The sequence below is a fragment of the Nocardia sp. CC201C genome, from assembly GCF_030010695.1.
Classification (GTDB): Bacteria; Actinomycetota; Actinomycetes; order Mycobacteriales; family Mycobacteriaceae; genus Nocardia; species Nocardia otitidiscaviarum.
Map to the genome: position 1 here is coordinate 1 of NZ_JASCXP010000124.1, position 17236 is coordinate 17236.

Annotated in this window: 16 protein-coding genes and 1 pseudogene; 5 read left to right on the forward strand and 12 right to left on the reverse strand. The window is 67.9% G+C overall.

Annotated features, from left to right (window positions below; translation table 11 throughout):
* Positions 1-112 precede the first annotated feature (112 nt).
* Genes QK444_RS15275 through QK444_RS15285 form a run of 3 tightly spaced genes read left to right on the forward strand, consistent with a single transcriptional unit; the run spans position 113 to position 4009 of the window.
* The gene (locus QK444_RS15275; protein WP_282780867.1) at positions 113-934 is read left to right on the forward strand and encodes a hypothetical protein; all 822 of its coding nucleotides are present in this window, start codon (positions 113-115) and stop codon (positions 932-934) included.
* The gene (locus tag QK444_RS15280; protein WP_282780868.1) at positions 934-2511 is read left to right on the forward strand and encodes a serine/threonine-protein kinase; all 1578 of its coding nucleotides are present in this window, start codon (positions 934-936) and stop codon (positions 2509-2511) included. The genes QK444_RS15275 and QK444_RS15280 overlap by 1 nt, the downstream gene beginning before the upstream one ends.
* A complete protein-coding gene (locus QK444_RS15285) occupies positions 2414-4009 on the forward strand; it encodes a serine/threonine-protein kinase (protein WP_282780870.1) in 1596 nt (531 codons plus the stop codon). Before QK444_RS15280 ends, QK444_RS15285 begins: the two co-directional genes overlap by 98 nt.
* Before the next feature lie 113 nt (positions 4010-4122).
* Here the strand turns inward: QK444_RS15285 and QK444_RS15290 are convergent.
* The 4 genes and pseudogenes from QK444_RS15290 to QK444_RS15305 form a co-directional block, all read right to left on the reverse strand.
* Positions 4123-4455, reverse strand: a pseudogene (locus QK444_RS15290) (acyl-CoA dehydrogenase family protein); the annotation flags it as partial.
* A 154-nt stretch (positions 4456-4609) separates the two neighbouring features.
* Positions 4610-6052, reverse strand: coding sequence for a carotenoid oxygenase family protein (locus QK444_RS15295; RefSeq protein WP_282780872.1), 1443 nt, complete (start codon positions 6050-6052; stop codon positions 4610-4612).
* Positions 6053-6294: 242 nt separating this feature from the next.
* On the reverse strand, positions 6295-6525 hold the full coding sequence (locus tag QK444_RS15300; protein WP_282780874.1) for a hypothetical protein: 231 nt from the start codon (positions 6523-6525) through the stop codon (positions 6295-6297).
* A 64-nt stretch (positions 6526-6589) separates the two neighbouring features.
* Positions 6590-7057, reverse strand: a complete 468-nt coding sequence (locus QK444_RS15305) for a pyridoxamine 5'-phosphate oxidase family protein (RefSeq protein ID WP_282780875.1) — start codon at positions 7055-7057, stop codon at positions 6590-6592.
* 326 nt (positions 7058-7383) lie between these two features.
* On the opposite strand from QK444_RS15305, the gene QK444_RS15310 reads away from it, so the two are divergent.
* Together QK444_RS15310 and QK444_RS15315 are read left to right on the forward strand one after the other, a co-directional pair.
* On the forward strand, positions 7384-8196 hold the full coding sequence (locus QK444_RS15310) for a GAF and ANTAR domain-containing protein (RefSeq protein ID WP_282780877.1): 813 nt from the start codon (positions 7384-7386) through the stop codon (positions 8194-8196).
* Positions 8197-8256: 60 nt separating this feature from the next.
* Complete coding sequence (locus tag QK444_RS15315; RefSeq protein WP_282780879.1) at positions 8257-8613, forward strand: hypothetical protein; 357 nt, start codon at positions 8257-8259, stop codon at positions 8611-8613.
* A gap of 951 nt (positions 8614-9564) precedes the next feature.
* Here the strand turns inward: QK444_RS15315 and QK444_RS15320 are convergent.
* The 8 genes from QK444_RS15320 to QK444_RS15355 all read right to left on the reverse strand — a co-directional run.
* Positions 9565-9855 (reverse strand): hypothetical protein, encoded by a 291-nt coding sequence (locus QK444_RS15320; protein WP_282780881.1) that lies wholly within the window; start codon positions 9853-9855, stop codon positions 9565-9567.
* Between the two features lie 327 nt (positions 9856-10182).
* Positions 10183-11328, reverse strand: coding sequence for an acyl-CoA dehydrogenase family protein (locus QK444_RS15325; protein ID WP_282780883.1), 1146 nt, complete (start codon positions 11326-11328; stop codon positions 10183-10185).
* A gap of 167 nt (positions 11329-11495) precedes the next feature.
* Positions 11496-12377 (reverse strand): lysophospholipid acyltransferase family protein, encoded by an 882-nt coding sequence (locus QK444_RS15330; RefSeq protein WP_282780885.1) that lies wholly within the window; start codon positions 12375-12377, stop codon positions 11496-11498.
* A 96-nt stretch (positions 12378-12473) separates the two neighbouring features.
* Complete coding sequence (hflX, locus tag QK444_RS15335; protein ID WP_282780887.1) at positions 12474-13946, reverse strand: GTPase HflX; 1473 nt, start codon at positions 13944-13946, stop codon at positions 12474-12476.
* A gap of 62 nt (positions 13947-14008) precedes the next feature.
* The gene (dapF, locus tag QK444_RS15340; protein ID WP_282780894.1) at positions 14009-14887 is read right to left on the reverse strand and encodes a diaminopimelate epimerase; all 879 of its coding nucleotides are present in this window, start codon (positions 14885-14887) and stop codon (positions 14009-14011) included.
* 41 nt (positions 14888-14928) lie between these two features.
* The gene (locus QK444_RS15345; RefSeq protein WP_282780888.1) at positions 14929-15750 is read right to left on the reverse strand and encodes a TrmH family RNA methyltransferase; all 822 of its coding nucleotides are present in this window, start codon (positions 15748-15750) and stop codon (positions 14929-14931) included.
* Positions 15750-16667 (reverse strand): tRNA (adenosine(37)-N6)-dimethylallyltransferase MiaA, encoded by a 918-nt coding sequence (miaA, locus tag QK444_RS15350; protein ID WP_282780890.1) that lies wholly within the window; start codon positions 16665-16667, stop codon positions 15750-15752. The genes QK444_RS15345 and miaA overlap by 1 nt, the downstream gene beginning before the upstream one ends.
* Positions 16664-17236 (reverse strand): hypothetical protein (locus tag QK444_RS15355; RefSeq protein ID WP_282780892.1); only part of this gene is annotated, 573 nt, incomplete at its 5' end. The genes miaA and QK444_RS15355, both read right to left, overlap by 4 nt.

A 17236-nucleotide genomic window follows, 5' to 3' on the forward strand; every position in this document is an offset into this window, starting at 1 on the left:
GGCCCGCGGGTTAGTGTACGGCCCGGGTATCACCCCGGCCCCCGGGGGGGGGGGCGCCCACCGCGCGGTGCCGAAACGCCCTACGACCGGCTCGTTCCGAGGGCTGACCGTCATGGTTTTCCGCTTTCCCGATACCGCGTCCGCGCAGGCTGCCGCAGAACAGATCGATTCCGTCGACGCTGCGGTGAGCACCGACAACGTGCCCGTCTCGATCGCGGATCACCCTGCGGCACATGCTCATTGGCGACCCGGTGTGCCGACATTGGCGGCGACGATCGCCGCCGAGGCGTACGTGATCAGCGTGCTGGCCGCCCACACCGAGACCGATCTGGGCGCACTCACGACGCTGGCGCGCAATGCCTTCGACGCACAGATCCAACGGCTGCGCGACTTCGCGCCGACCCCGGCCGACCAGCTGACCACCCTGCCACTGGATCGGGACGGCATGCTGGCTCGCATGGTGCCCCTCGCGCCGGGGCGATGGCCGTACCCGGAGGTCATCACCTTCGCCGGGCAAGTGGTCGCGGGCTGGGATTCCTCCCTGTACGCGACCGGTATCGTCCTCGGCCCGCGAGCGCTGCAGCTCTGGAGCGGCCGCCCCCCGGAAGGCCGCGTGCCGGCCGAAGCACACGCCGTCAACAACCTCGGTGCGCTGTACCGGTATCCGACCGCCGCGAGCGCACGAGCGGCCTTCGAACGGTTGCGAGGCAAGGACGCCGAGCATGATCTCCGACCGATAGCCGGACCCGCCGGCATCAGCGAGGAGGACATGCACTGCACCGAAGAGAATCAACCGGGCCATCTGGCTTTGACCAGGTACCTCTGCGTTGTCCGGTACGGCCGCTACGTGGCCGCCGTGTTCACCCGTGACCTGACGAATCTGCGCCAGAAGGCGGCCGCGCAGTACGGCCTGCTCGTCAATGGTGGACCCTGATGTCCGACAGCCTCACTCCCGGAACGCTTTTCGCGGGCTACCGAATCGAGCGCCAACTGGGCGCGGGCGGCATGGGAACGGTGTACCTGGCCCGGCATCCCCGGTTGCCGCGCATGGACGCGCTCAAGGTGCTGCCACCAGCCTTGGGAGCCGATCCGGAGTTCCGGGCACGGTTCCTGCGGGAAGCCGATGTGGCGGCTCGCCTCGATCACGCGAATATCGTCGCGGTGCACGACCGCGGGGTCGAGCGCGGAAGTCTCTGGATCTCCATGCAATTCGTCGCCGGCTTGGATGGTGCCGAACTCATTCGCCGCCATCCCACCGGTGTGCCGCCGCAGTCGGCGCTGACCGTCCTCGGCGAGGTCGCGAAGGGGCTGGACGAGGCGCATCGCATCGGAATGCTGCACCGCGATGTGAAGCCCGCCAATATTCTGCTGCAACCACTACCCGATGGACCCGACCGCGTACTGGTGGCGGATTTCGGAATCGCCAAGGCCGCAGGCGAATCCACGGCATTGACGCAAACCGGCGCGGTACTGGCGACCCTCGCCTATGCCGCGCCCGAACAGATCACCGCCGGTCTCGTGGATCATCGTGCCGATGTGTACGCCCTCGGCTGCACCTTCTTCGAGTTGCTCACCGGACGCAAACCCTTCCCGCGCGCCAATACCGCCGCGGTGATGCGGGCCCATATCCAGGATCCGCCGCCGCGTCCGAGCGAGGTGAATCCGGAACTGCCGCAGGCAATCGACACCGTGATAGCGCATGCGATGGCCAAACACCCCGGCGACCGCTATGACTCGTGCAGCGCTTTCGCGGCGGCCGCGGCGGCCGGGCTGGCAGGTGTTCCCGATCCGGCCCGATCCAGCCGGAGACCCGATATCCGCACCGGGCACGCCGCGGGCACGCCTTCGCCGCACGGACGCCGCCGCACCCGTGCCACCGGTGTCGGTGCACTCACCGCGGTCGCGGCTCTCATGGTCGCGGGTGTGGTTGTGTGGAAGCAGAATTCGTCGGAGCCTTCGTCGGAGCCATCGTCCACGCCTGGAACGTCGTCGACCGTGTCGGCCACCGGTCCGTCCTCACCCGCCGCAGCCGGAGACCCCGCGACCTGGGGGAACTACGGCTTCATCGCCAGCGCCTTCCCCGGCCTCGTGCCCGCCACGCCGATAACGAGCGGCTATCAGGGCGTGCTGTGCCACGCCTTCGACGACGACCGCAACGAGGTCGACGTAAACGCTCAGCTCACCCGCACCGTGGAGATGTACTGTCAGGGGAACAACAATCCCGTTCGGACCCTGTCGTTGCGGTGTAACAGCAATCGGACGCCTATGCACATTCAGTCCTGGGCGGAGGGTGTGCACATTCTGGGTGATGAACGCTGGGAGCGTTCCTCGGGAACCGGACGAGTCGTCTGGAGCACCGGCATAGGCAATTTCGACACGATCGCCGACGGCGTCCTGCAGGTCGAATTCGACGATGCGGAGCGAAACTTCTGCGAGCTGTTGGTTCTCGGCGCGGCGGGCACCACCGGCACCGATCTCTACCAGGATTGGTGGCGAGATGCGCCGATCTAGTTCGGGCGAGCCGACACCCGGAACCATATTCGCCGGATACCTGATCGAACGGGTACTGGGCAGTGGCGGTATGGGAACGGTGTACGTGGCGCGGCATCCCCGGTTGCCACGCCATGACGCGCTGAAGGTGCTGTCCGCCGAGTACAGCGCGAGCGACGAATTCCGCGCGCGGTTCAATCGCGAGGCCGAACTCACCGCCCGGCTGGATCATCCGAATATCGTCACCGTGCACGATCGCGGTGTGGAACACGACCGGCTGTGGATCGCCATGCAGCTCGTCGACGGTACGGATGCGGCCGACCTCATCCGGCGCACGCCCGGCGGGCTCGCGCCGCAACGGATCCTGCACATCGTCCGTCAGGCCGCCAACGGTCTCGACACCGCTCATCGGGCCGGCCTGCTGCATCGCGACGTCAAACCGGCGAACATCCTCGTCGACTCGCGCCCCGGTCGACCGGATCGAGTCCTGCTGTCGGACTTCGGAATCGCGAAGGCCCTGAGCGGGGCGACCGAGCTGACCGAGGCGGGCTCGGTGCTGGCGACCCTGGCCTACGCGGCCCCCGAACAGCTGACGGTCTCGACCGTCGACCATCGCGCCGACGTGTACGCGCTCGGCTGCACCCTCTACGAACTGCTGACCGGATCGAAGCCGTTTCCACGGCCCAGTACGGGCGCGGTGCTGGCAGCTCACCTCTACGACCCGCCGCCGCGGCCCAGCGCGGTGACGCCCGACCTGCCACCCGCGATCGACGATGTGGTGGCCCGCGCCATGGCCAAGGATCCCCGCCATCGCTATCCCTCATGCGGTGCGCTCGCCGCGGCCGCCGAGGCCGCGTGGGGTGCGGCGACGGCACCCGATTCGGTGACGACGGCGCGAGAACGGCCATGGCGCAAACGGACCGCGGCCGTGACCGGGCTGTTGATCATCGTCGCTGTTCTGGTCACGGCTGGAGTGGTCGCGTGGATCGCACGCTCGGGAGACGCACCGAGCGCGGCAGCTCCCAGCTCGCAAGCCCCCACACCGGCCCCCGCCGGCAAGACCTGGGGGAATTTCGCGTACCTCGTGCAGGCCTTCCCCGACCTGTTGCCCGCCGACCCCGACGCGGCCGGGTATCAAGGGATCCGATGTACAGCAGTCGACGACGACCGCAGGCCGGTCGATGTGCACGCCACCGTCACCGGTCTGCACGTGCTGTCCTGCAACGGAAACAAAGATCCGGTCGCCGGGCTACTGCTGAAGTGCAACGCCGATCGTAGCCCCACGACCGAGCGGCGCATACAAGTCGGCACCGTCGTCACCGGCGAAGAGTCCTGGGAACGACCCAGTGGTGATGGCCAGGTGGTATGGGGCGATTTCGCCGATGGCCCCGGCGGGCCCAGCGGCACCCTCAGCGCCACCTTCGACGATGACGCCCGAAAAGCGTGCTGGCTCATGGTCTTCGGCGGCACCACCGGCCAAGACCTCTACGACCGCTGGTGGTCCTCCGCCCCGCTCTGATCCCTGCCGCTATGGAGATGCCCGCCCGGTGCATCTCCATGGAAACGAGCGAGTGTCGCAGTGTGGACGCAGCCGCGACCACGGCCGCCGCTCGAGTCGGAAACCGCCTCCGCTCAGGCCAGCTTCAAGCTCCGCCCGATGATCTCCGTGGTCCCGCCGTAGATGGACTGCACACGAGCGTCCATGTACGCCTTGGCGATCGGGTATTCGCGCATGTAGCCGTAACCACCGTGCAGTTGCAGGCACTTGGTGATGAGGTCGATCTGTTCCTCGGTGCTCCACCACTTGGCCTTGGCGGCGTCCTCGGGGGACAGCTTCTCCTGGTTGAGCAGCGCGATGCAGTGGTCGACGAAGACACGGACGGCGGTGGTCTTGGTGGCCAGTTCGGCGAGGACGAAGCGGGTGTTCTGCTGGGCGCCGATGGGTTTGCCGAACGCCTTGTGATCGCTGTCGTGCGCGGCCTTCAGTGCGGTGGGATCCATTGGCGACATCGGTGAACCCAGCAGCTGGAGAGCAGGTCCTGGGGCCGGGATCCGGTTCGTGCCGCCGCATGGCGCGCACAGTCGAAAATTGGGGCGTCGGATCCGAGGGCGATGCCGCTCACGCGGTGGCCGCCGGGGAGACCCGAGTGGTGAAGCTGCCGTGGAAGCCGGGGAAGAAGTGCCCGTCCAGCTGTGCGACGGCCACCGGCGGGGCTTCGATATCGGTGGCGTCGAGGATGATCAGGGAGTTGCGGTGCTCGCCGGAATTGTAGGCGACGGTGAGGATCCACCCCTCGTCCTCGTCGGCCTTTGCCGTGCGGGGCACGAACACCGGCTCGCCCGCGAATTCTCCGTCGGTGAAGATATGGCGGCGCTCGGCGCCGGTGTGGTGGTCGTATTTCACGATCGCGCCGTCGCGGTCGGGGTGGTGGGCGGCGAAGTAGCTGTAGCGGTGGGCGCGGCCGGTGCGCCGTTCGTCGTGCATCGGGAATTCCAGTGTGTCCAACTCGCCGATGTCCTCCCGATTCACCCTGCCGGACTTGGTGATTCGCACCCGCGCCGGACGCCCGAGGGCGGGCAGGCTATCGCGGAAGTCCTTCAACGCGGTGGTGAGGAAATCGAAGGAGTCGTAGCGCACGACGTCGAGGACGACGTCGTCACCGTCGTCGTAGGCGTTGTCGACGTGTATGTAGACGAACGGATCGCATTCGATGACACGCTGTTTGCCGCCGTCTCGGGGCACGAGCACGATCCGCATCCCGCGTTCGGGGCGATAGTCCGCGGCGTCGCCGACGGTCCCGCGGCCCAGCATGGCGAGCGCGGCCGGTACGGGGTCGACGGTGATCGGGGCCAGCGCGAACACCAGATAGCGTTCGGTGATCGCGAAGTCGTGCTGGATGACGACGTTCTCGAGGCCGACCAGTCCGGCATCGTGCAGCCGCCCGGTGGAATCGACGCGGTAGCAGCGCAACCCGGCCGGAACCTTGTGTCCCAGTGCGAGATCCAAGCCGAAGTTGAACAGCTCACCGGTGACCGGATCGATCTTGGGGTGCGGGGAGAACCGCGTCAATCGCGGCAGCCTGCCCTCGAAATCACATGGACCGACAGTGCTGAGGTCATCGAGGTCCAACTCCCACGGCCGACCCACATCGCTGAGCACAAGCAACCGCTGCGCGTGCGGCACCGCATGGGTATTGGCGCTGTCGGCCGGCATGCGACCGATATTGGCGAACGCACCCGATGACTGGTTGTAGAGACCGCGCACGCGCGCACCTCGGCCGCGTTGTTCGGCAAGGTATTTCGGAGTGCGCACGTACCGGGACCGGAACCGCACCGCACCGTCGTCGATGACGAACTTCGACACCAGGCCGTCGCCGTCGAAGGGATGCCCGGCGCGGAACCCGCCGGACTCCCACCGCGCCGGACCGTTGCGGTACAGCGTGCCTCGCAACTCCGCCGGAATCGCACCGCTGACTCGCAGCGTGACCTCCTGCGGCACCTCGTGTGCGGGTTCCCACACGCGGGTCATCGCAGCACTTCGGGCATCGGCGACCGAAGACATCAGCACTCCTTCACACCAGAACGGGCTCCGCCGGACGTGAGGGCTCACACCCGGTTGTGAGATGTTTATAGTAGAAGTTTCTCACCATCTCAGATCTGCGGTCAAGAGAACTCCGCTCGCGACCGGGCGAGCCCGCACCTGGGTGACGACGTGGTGATCCTCGAACCGATCGCTGATTCACCAGGTCGGCGTCGCCCAGCTGCGCACGGCTGAGGGCTCGGCTCGAACCAGGCGGCGGAAGCTCAGCGGCTTGCCGACCACACGTGTCGCATCCACACCCGCGGGATCCGGTTGCCGAAACTGAACGCGCCGATGATCGTCGCGGAGTCCGCGGGCGCGGTCGGCACCGCCCACAGAGCCGGCGGCGAGTACTCGACCGCCGCGGATGGAGCTGCGGCGACGACCGCGATCTGGAGGAACAGCGAACCGAACGCGGCGACCGCCAGGGCTGCCGTCGCGCGTCTGACCACCATGTGGGCAGACCCTGCGGCAGCCGAGTCGCCGGATCCGCCTCGCGGGAGTTCGACGGCTGCCGGGTCAGCGGTCGGCGGGGGGCACGAGTTGGATGCCGGTGACGATTTCGGGTTCGATGGCGATCAAGCGATCGTGGGAGCCGGGCAACCACGGGAGGAGCAGGCCACGATAGTGAGCGATCCGATCAGGGTCGGTGAGCTCCTCGGCGGTGCCGGTCACGATGACGCACCAGCCGCGGTGGGTGACGGAGTCGATGATGTCGGCCTCGTAGGCGACGACCTGGCGATCCGCGACAAGTGTGGTTCCAGGGTTGGCGTGGATGATGATGCGATTGTCGGCGACGACGTGGTTGACCGGGCGGATCGTGGGCAGTGCATAGCGGGAGAACACGATCCGCCCGAAGTCGGCGTCGGCGAGCAACCGCAGCGACTGTTCGGGCGAGAGTTCCCGGACGGGCACCGGCACGGCAGCCGTCGGGACCGGTCGGGTCGGATCGCGGGGGGTCGACGTGTGCATATCGGATCCGGTCATTCGGTCTCCACCTGTTGACAGTAGTGATCGCGCGTGGTGATCGCGAAACTGTTGTGCGCCTGCATGACCGGGGTTCAGGAGGTGGTACGAAGCACTGGCGAGCCACACCCGCGCGTGGTATTCATAGTAATGCTGCCCCGGTGCGAGGTGGGCAAAACCTGTTGGTTGACGGCGTCCGCGTTTCGATGCTCTCCCACCGGTTCCAGCGTGGGGATCGGTTGCGATGCCGGGGCGACCCGGCCATCTTCAGGTAGCTGCGGCCATCGGCCCGGCGAGGCCGTGGAGCGTGCGCGAGGCCGCACGGTATCGGCGAGGAATGGTCGCTGATGGTCGAGGATCGGTCTCCGGCCGAAGAATTGGCGGTCGGATTGTCGGAGTTGACCGCGCTACTGCTGTCGACCTCCGATATCGAGGACGCACTGCGGGATATCGCCGATATCGCCTCGCGTATGCTACCGGGTCACCCTTTGGCCGGTGTCACCCTCGAACGTGACGGGCAGGCGATGACCGTCGCCTCCACCGGCGCACACGCCGAATTACTCGACGAGGTGCAATACAGCAACGGGCTGGGTCCATGCCTGGAAGCCATCAAGACCGCCGCCACGGTGTCCGTGCCCGATACCGTCTCCGAAAACCGGTGGGGTGACTACGCGACGCGGATGCTCGCGCACGGGGTGCGGTCCATTCACTCCGAACCGCTCATCGCCGATGGGCGCGCGATCGGGGCCCTGAACCTGTACTCGCCGAAGCCGAACGGGTTCGATGCCATGGCACAGCGAGCGATCGCATTGACCGGCGCGCACACGGGGGTGCTGCTGTCCACGGCCCTGGAATCTGCGCGTCAAGTCGAATTGACCGATCAACTGCGAGCCGCGCTGGCATCGCGGTCGATAATCGACCAGGCGTTGGGAATCGTGATGGGGCAGCGGCGCTGCGACCGCACCGCCGCGTTCGCGATCCTGCGCAGCGCCTCCCAGCAGCGCAATATCAAACTCGCGGCGCTGGCGAGTGAGATCATCCGCTCGGTTACCGGCACCGAACCCGCCCCACTACATTTCAACCCGTCGACCCCGCGCCGCCGCGACAACGCCCAACCTCGTCATCGCGACGGTCACCTGGGCACGGACGGCGTACAGTAATCAATGACTCCTCGAGTCCCGTAGAGCGGCTCGCGGTCCCAGCCAACGACCGGAGCCGTCATGGTTGATGCTGCTTTCTCGGCGCATACCGCCGTCCCGAACGAGTCAGTCGTCCCCCTTGCCACGACGCTTCCCGTCGATTCCGTCTTGCAGGAGCGGGTGACGGTGTGCTGCGACCGGCTGGTGCGGCACCTGTTCGACGCCGGATTGCGGCTGCACACACTGCGGACGCTGCTCGAGCGTGACGACGCGACCGACAGCCTCGCCGGTCGTAGCGCCGTAGACGAGGTCCTCGACGATCTGGATCGGGTCATCCGCGACGCCGGGTTGACCATGCTCGCCGTGATCGGCGACCACGATCCCACCGGGCTGGGTAACGGGCGCGGCCCCACGCCGGCTCGACGACGCCGCCGCTGACGGTCCCCGCACCTCGCATGGCCACCGCCGTACCGGTCCGCGGTGATTGCGCACGCGCCCGCCTCCGAGTCCTCGCCCTCGAGCGCAGTGTCTGATGGCACACAGGACCGATGCCCTGGGGCGGTGTCCTGAATTCGATAGAATGGCAAGCGTTTTCGAAGGGAAGCGCTCATTCCGGACAGTCGATTTCCCCGACTATGGACTGGCAGCGGGGCTGTCTGAGATCTCAACGCTCGTCTTGTCGGCCGGAAATGTCGAGGAGTCGCTGAGCGCTGTGGTCGAGGTCATCGCCCGAATGCTGCCTGACCGACCCGCGATCGGACTCGTGTGGTGGGACGACAACCAGGTACTCCGGTTGCCGCCACCTCCGGATCACCGCCACCTCCGGATCACCGCCGCGGCCGGTCCGGGGAGCACGCGAGCCGCATCGGCAACGGGCCACGCATACCGTCGGGACCCGCCGCAATCCTGCCGGGGGACTGCCCGACCACTGATTCGGTACGGCTGTCGATGCCGGATACCGAATCGGTCTGCGGCTCACGATCCTGCGCACGGTCTCTCAGCACCGTAATACGAAGATAGCCGCACTGGCCGCCGAGATCGTCACCCACGTCAGCGGATCAGCGCCGCAGCCAACGCATTTCGACGATCCTAGCGGCTGAGGTCGACGAGGCTCCAGCGAACGAACACGGGCCGGGCGTCGGTTCGACGGCGGCTCACAACTCAGGCAGGCAATGACCGATCACCACCCCAGCCGGCCACTGTGCGCACCGACCGGCCGGTAGCGGAAGCGTGTAGACGCAGCCGGACCATGGCCTCGGCCATGTCTATCCGCCGGGTGGCGGCGATGATCCCGGTTCACCGACCCGAATCCGACACTGCCGAGATGCAGTGGAAACGCCGCCACCGCACCTATTCCGGTCGCGGTCGAACCGAAAAACGGCCAGCGCTTCACGCCGTAGCCGCATCCGAGTACACCGGTTCGCCGCGGAAAAAGGCGTCCAGACCGGGCCCCTCCCCCACGTCGAACTGAATGTCTTCCAACTCGGCGGCCCAGGCATCACTGGATCCGAACAGCTCCACGCTGTCTCGATTCAGCCGTAACGGAACCGAGACGGCGTCGACTCCGTCGAGGCAGGCCACAGCGGCCGCGCAGATGCGATCTCCCCAGTCCGCGCGGGGTTCCGACTCGTCGATGGCGGCCGAAATCGCACGCAGCCGTACCCAATGACTCTCGATCACAGGATGCTCCGATCCCTGGTGAGCGGTGCGCTCGGCAGAGGGATCGATCAAACCCCGGTGGCGTCCGCCCGGGACGCCTGCAAAGCGAGTCCGTACCGCGTCCGTCGGGAACGCGACGACAACATCTCGATCGGTACATGACCCGAAACCCGCTGTGCCAACGGCTTCCGCATCGAGGGGCGTGGGCCGAACCGGCTCCGCAGGAACCGCAGCAGCTCGACCGATCGGATGGGTCACCGGATACTCCGGTACCCCTATTGTGCCACCGCAGCGTCCACTCACCGTCGAGTCAGCGCGAAATCCCGTTCGGCAGCACGCATCCCGCGCTCAGGCCAGCTTCAAACTACGCCCGATGATCTCCTTCATGATCTCCGTGGTCCCGCCGTAGATGGACTGCACACGAGCGTCCATGTACGCCTTGGCGATCGGATACTCACGCATGTAGCCGTAACCACCGTGCAGTTGCAGGCACTTGGTGATGAGGTCGATCTGTTCCTCGGTGCTCCACCACTTGGCCTTGGCGGCGTCCTCGGGGGACAGCTTCTCCTGGTTGAGCAGCGCGATGCAGTGGTCGACGAAGACACGGACGGCGGTGGTCTTGGTGGCCAGTTCGGCGAGGACGAAGCGGGTGTTCTGCTGGGCGCCGATGGGTTTGCCGAAGGCCTTGCGGTCGCGGACGTACTGGCAGGTCAGGTCCAGGCAGGATTCCATGGCGGCAGCGGCCATGACGGCGATGGACAGGCGCTCCTGCGGGAGGTTCTGCATCAGGTGGATGAAGCCCATGCCCTCGGTGCCGAGCAGGTTCTTGCCGGGGACGCGGACATTGTCGAAGGAGAGTTCGGCGGTGTCCTGCGCCTTGAGCCCGATCTTGTCGAGGTTGCGGCCGCGGGTGAAACCGGGCATGTCGCGCTCGACCACGAGCAGGGAGAAGCCCATCGCGCCCTTCTCGGGATCGGTCTGGGCGACCACGATCACGATGTCGGAGTTGATGCCGTTGGTGATGAAGGTCTTGGAGCCGTTGAGGATCCAGTCGTCACCGTCTTTGACCGCGCGGGTCTTGATGCCCTGCAGGTCCGATCCGGTGCCGGGCTCGGTCATGGCGATGGCGGTGATGATCTCGCCGGTGCAGAAGCCGGGCAGCCAGCGCGCCTTCTGCTCATCATCGGCCAGCTCCAGCAGGTACGGCGCGATGACGTCGTTGTGCAGCCCGAAACCCAGGCCCGAGTACATGCCCTTGGTGGTTTCCTCGGTGACGATGGCGTTGTAGCGGAAGTCCTTCACACCGCCGCCGCCGAACTCCTCCGGCACCGCCATGCCGAGGAAGCCCTGCTTGCCCGCCTCCAGCCACACCGCGCGATCGACGATGCCCGCCTCTTCCCACCGCTCGTGGTTCGGGGCGACGTGCTGATCCAGAAACTTGCGGAAGGACTCCCGGAACAGCTCGTGTTCGGGTTCGAAAAGGGTGCGCTCCACGCCGACCTCCTATGTGACCACAGCGGCACTGATGCCTACGTCACATACGGTACACGGAAGTCGAATCACCGTTTACTTCCGACCCCGAAAAAGTGGGCGGAACTGCGGCTGTATCGCGAACAGCCGCAGATCGCACCAGACGAACGACCGTAAACCTGACCACTCGGTCAGGGGCGCTCCACCGCCTGCATCACCCGGCCCAGCAGGCTGCGACCGCGATCGGCGTCACGCTGGGCGAGCAGGAAGCGGATCTCCTCCTCGAGCGCCTTGCGCACCACACCCTGCAATTCGTGCGCCGCGTCCACCGGATCGGAGGCATCGGCCCACGCACTGGTGTCGATGGGATCGCCGAGGGAGAAGTAGAAGCGCTCGGGCTTGGGCAGCAGGGTCGGCCCGAGCCCGCGAATGAGCGGCGGGGTGAGGCTGGCGCGCAGGCCAAGCGCTTCCACCAGACCACGCACCGGACGCATGGCCGGATGCGCGCCGTCGAAGACCACGTCGTACACGTCGTCACCGCCGATCATGCCCATGGGCACGATGGGCGCCCCCGCCTCGATGGCCATCCGCGCGAACCCGGTACGGCCCGTCCAGTTCAGGACGTACTTCTCCTGCTTGCCGCTCATGGCCTCCCGGCCCCCGCCCGGGAATACCGCGACGATCTCCCCCTGCCGCAGCAGCGTGGTGCAGTTGTGCCGGTTGCCGCGCACCACCCCGAGGTGGTGCAGCACATCGCGCAGCCCCGGCACGTCGATGAGCACGTTCTCGGCCAGCCCCCGCGCCAGCCGTCCGGTGCGGCGCAGGATCTCGTGCGCCAGCATGGGCGCGTCCAGGCCGCCGGTGAGAGTGTGGTTGCCGACCAGCAGCACCGGCCCGTCGGTCGGCAGCCGATCCAGTCCGTAGAACCGCGGACTGAACCAGGCCCGACCCGGTACCGCCAGCACATCCAGCAGGCGGCGATCGAGGTCGGACAGCTCCACATGCAGCGGCGCACCGTCGGTGAGCGCCGGGCGATCGGTCTTATCGGATAAATACGTGACTCGGTCGGACACGAAATTCCCTCCCTGCAGAAAATTCGATTACGTCATGGTAACGAAAACCACTGCAAGGCACCGATTGTGGACGTCACACCGCGAACGTGACTCAGCTCACCCGGCGTGCGCGAATTCGGTGAGCGCCGCGGCCAGCGCCCGCGGCACCCGCGCCCGCAGCCGGGTGCCGGATTCCTCGTGTTCCTCACTGAGGATGCGGCCGTCCGCGTGTACCCGCGACAGCAGATCGCCACGCGAATACGGCAGCAGCACACCGACTTCCACATCCAGGCCACCGAGAATCTCGGCCAGCCGGTCCCGCAGGTCGGTCAGGCCCGCACCGGTGCGCGCGGAGACGAACACCGCCTCGGGCATGGCCGCCCGCAGCTGGGTCAGCTGCATCGGATCCAGTGCGTCGATCTTGTTGACCACCAGCAATTCCCGCGGGGCCGGGATATCCGACTCGCGCAGCACCTCGGTGACGACCTCGCGCACCGCCTTGATCTGCTGATCGGGCAGCGGATCGGAACCGTCCACCACGTGCAGCAGCAGATCCGCGCCGGTCACCTCCTCCAGGGTGGAGCGGAACGCCTCGACCAGCTGGGTCGGCAGATGCCGGACGAAACCGACGGTATCGGTGAACACCACCTCGCGACCGTCCTCCAGGGCGGCACGGCGGGTGGTGGGGTCCAGGGTGGCGAACAGCGCGTCCTGCACCAGGATTCCGGCGCCGGTGAGCGCGTTCATCAGGCTCGACTTACCGGCATTGGTGTAGCCGACAATGGCGACCTGCGGAATACCGCTCGACGTGCGCTTGGAACGCTTGGTGTCACGGGCGGTCTTCATCTCGCGGATCTCACGGCGCAGCTTGGCCATGCGTTCGCGAATCCGGCGGCGGTCGGTCTCGATCTTCGTCTCACCGGGACCGCGCAGACCCACGCCGCCATTGCTGCCCGCGCGACCACCGGCCTGCCGGGACATGGACTCACCCCAGCCGCGCAGCCGCGGCAGCATGTATTCCATCTGGGCCAGCGAGACCTGCGCCTTACCCTCCCGCGAGGTGGCGTGCTGGGCGAAGATGTCCAGGATCAGGGCGGTCCGGTCGATCACCTTGACCTTGACGACCTTCTCCAGCGCGGTCAGCTGGGCGGGGGTCAGTTCACCGTCGCAGATCACGGTGTCCGCGCCGGTGTCGAGCACGACGGCGCGCAGTTCCTCGGCCTTGCCGGAGCCGATGTAGGTGGCCGGATCCGGCTTGTCGCGGCGCTGGATCAGCGCGTCGAGCACCTCGGAACCGGCGGTTTCGGCGAGCGCGGCCAACTCGGCCATACTGGCCTCGGCCTGCGTCGCCGTACCCTCGGTCCAGACGCCGACCAGCACCACGCGCTCCAGGCGCAGCTGGCGGTACTCGACCTCGGTGATATCGGTGAGTTCGGTGGACAGCCCGGCCACGCGGCGCAACGCGCTGCGATCCTCGAGCTGCAGCTCACCGACGGTGGGATCGGTGGACCAGCCGTTACCGGTGGTCTCGGCGATCTCGTCGGCGATCTCCTCGGCGGGAGTGAACTCGTACGTTTCTTGTTTGCTCATACACCTCCATGGTCCCACGAAGGAACAAGAAGGCGCATTCGGTTATTTCACGCGCGTCGCGCTCAGAGTTCCTGCCACCACTTGGCCGACAGGCGACCGGTCGCCACGAGGACCGAGGGGCCGCGCAGGGTGGCGGTGCCGTGGTCGATGGTGACGGTGACCTCGCCGCCCGGGACGCGGACGCGCACCTCGCCGGATGCGGTGTCGATGTCGACGCCCGCGCGGACCAGGGCGGCGGCCGCGGTGGCGACGGTTCCGGTGCCGCAGGAACGGGTTTCGCCGACGCCGCGTTCGTAGACGCGCATGTCCACCGCGCCGTCGTGCAGCGGGGTGAGGATTTCGACGTTGACGCCGTTCGGGAAGACGGTGCGGTCGAAGGTGGGGGCGGCGGTGAGATCGAGGGCGGCCAGGTCGGCGGCGGTGAGCGTCGGGTCGACGCAGGCCAGGTGGGGGTTGCCCACGTCGATGCCGAGGCCGGTGAAGCTGCGGCCGGACAGCGTGGCGGTGGAGGTGCCGAGTTGGCGCACGTGGCCCATGGCGACAGTGACCTCGCCATGCACGGCGTCGGCGTGGTGGACCACGACGGGCCGGGCTCCGGCGCGGCTGCCGACCACGAACTCGTCGCGGCTCTCCATGCCGGTGGCGGCGAGGTAGTGGGCGAAGACGCGGACCCCGTTGCCGCACATCTCGGCGATGGAGCCGTCGGCATTGCGGTAGTCCATGAACCAGTCGGCGGCGCGCACGCCCGCGGGGAGTTCGGCAAGCACGCCGGTATCGACGAGCGCGCCCGCGCGCGCCACCCGCAGCACCCCGTCCGCGCCGAGTCCGCGCTGCCGGTCGCACAGCGCCGCGACGCGGGTTTCGGTCAGCTCCAGCCACGCGTCCGGATCGGGCAGCACCACGAAATCGTTCTGGGTGCCGTGTCCCTTGCTGAAGTCGATCCCGGCGTTCTCGATCATCCCAGCGCTCTCGCTCATAGTCCTCACCGCAACGCCCGGCGCTGCCGGGAAATTTCGTACAGGGCCACCGCCGCGGCCGACGGCGCGCCGAGCGTCCCGTGGGTCGGGATGCTCACCAGCTCGTCGCACACCGGCGCCCAGGCCGAGCCGAGGGTGTCCCGCTCGTCGCCGAGCACCAGGATGGTCGCTCCGCCGAAGTCGAGTTCGTCGAGCGCCATCCCGCCGCGATCGTCGCTGCCGACGATACGGGGGTCGAGTCCGCGCGCCTCCAGGGCGTCCCGGAAGGCGAGCACCCGTTCGGGGCCGGGCACCCGGAAGACCGGCACCGCGAACAGCGCCCCGTCGGAGGCGCGCACCGCCTGTGGATCGAAATGGTCCGCGCCGGAACCGGTCACGATCACCCCGGCGGCCCCGTAGGCGGCGGCGGACCGCAGCAGCGCCCCCAGGCGCAGCGCCGAGGACGGCCGGTCGATGACCACCACCACGGGCGGGTCCGCGACCGATCCGGGTGCGAAGTCCTCGAGTTCGGTGTGCCGCGACACCGCGACCGCGACCAGTTCGGGTACCGACTCCGCGGGTTCGGCGAGTTCGGCCATGAGTTCGGGCACCAGGCCGACGCTCGGTACCCCGCTGCTGTCGATGACCTGCCGCGCCCACACCGACGGCTCGGGCGTACCGAGCCGGTACACCAGCGTTTCGAGCGGCCAATCGGTTTCGAGAGCGCGCGCGATGGCCCGCTGCCCGAGTACGAGAAAGCGTCCATCGCGCGCCCGTTTGGTCCGATTGTTCAGATATGCCTGCCACACCTGAACCGAGGCGTTACGGGTGCTGCCGCGCTGCGTCACTACCGAACTCGTTCCTGTTCCTCGAGGAGGGCCAACGTCGTGGCGACCAGATCCGGATCCGCGCCGTCGACCCAGCACACCCGGGGGTCCCGCCGGAACCACGAGCGCTGCCGTCGAACGTAGCGCCGGGTACCGATGAAGGTGCGCTCCTGTGCGTGTTTCAGGTCGTATTCGTTGTCGAGGTACGCGAGGACTTGTGCGTATCCGATCGCGCGCCGCGCCGTAACCCCTTCGCGCAGACCGCGATCGAGCAGCCCGATCACCTCCTCGACGAGACCCTGCTCGAACATGCGGGCGGTGCGCAGCTCGATGCGGGCGTCGAGTTCGGCGGTCTCCCGGTCGACACCGATGACGGTTGTGCCCCAGCGGGGTTCGCCGATCTTCGGCTGGGAAGCCGCGAACGGCTGCCCGGTCAGCTCCACCACCTCGAGCGCGCGCACCATGCGGCGACCGTCGGTGGGCAGGATGGTGGCCGCCGCCACCGGATCGGTAGCCCGCAGCGCCTCGTGCACCGCGCCGAGGCCCTCCTCCTCGAGAACCCGCTCCCACCTGGCGCGAACCTCCGGATCGGTCGCCGGGAAGTCCCAATCGTCCAGTAGCGCCTGCACGTACATCATGGAGCCGCCCACGATCACCGGAACGTGCCCGCGCGCCATGATCGCCTCCACATCGGCCCGCGCGGCGGTCTGGTAGGCGGCGACGGTGGCGTACTCGGTCACGTCGAGCACATCGAGCTGATGGTGCGGAATGCCGCGCCGCTGCGCGACGGGCAGTTTGGCGGTGCCGATATCCATACCGCGGTACAGCTGCATGGCGTCGATGTTCACGATCTCGCCGCCGAGGCGCTGCGCCAGCTCCAGGGCCAGATCCGACTTTCCGGTGGCGGTCGGGCCGACGACGGCGACGGGGCGGATCACCGCTCGCCCCCGGGCCGCCAGACGCTGACGTGATAGCCGACGCCGAACGGCGCCGCGCGGTAGCGGGTCTCGACCCGCGGGCGGCTCGCGTCGTCCACGAACAGCCCCGCGAGCGCCTGGAACACCGGTCTGCCCGCCACCGACAGGTCGGCGCACAGCGACGCGTCCAGGGCGGCCAGGCCGTCCCGGTCCCCCGCCGTGAGCGCGCGGTCGAGATCGGCCTGGAACGCTTCGGCGCGCGGATCGAGGTAGCGGGGCGCGGCGGTGGTCAGGGTTGCCGCACCGTCGCCGACCACCAGCACGCCGACGGGTCCGGGGTCGGCGTCGAGTTCGGCGCGCAGCTCGCGGCCGACGTTCAGGGCCCGCGCGCCGGGAGTGTCGGCGGCCACCAGCCGGGCTTCGGCGCTGGTGTCCGGGGCGGTCCGGGCGCGCAGCCAGCCACCGATCAGCACCGGCAGCGGCAAACCCGGATCGGCGGCCGTATCGGCGGTCAGCGCGGCGGCCGAGAGGCCCGCCCGGACATCGACGCCGAATCCGCGGAACGTGCCCACCGCCGTCGAGGCTACTTG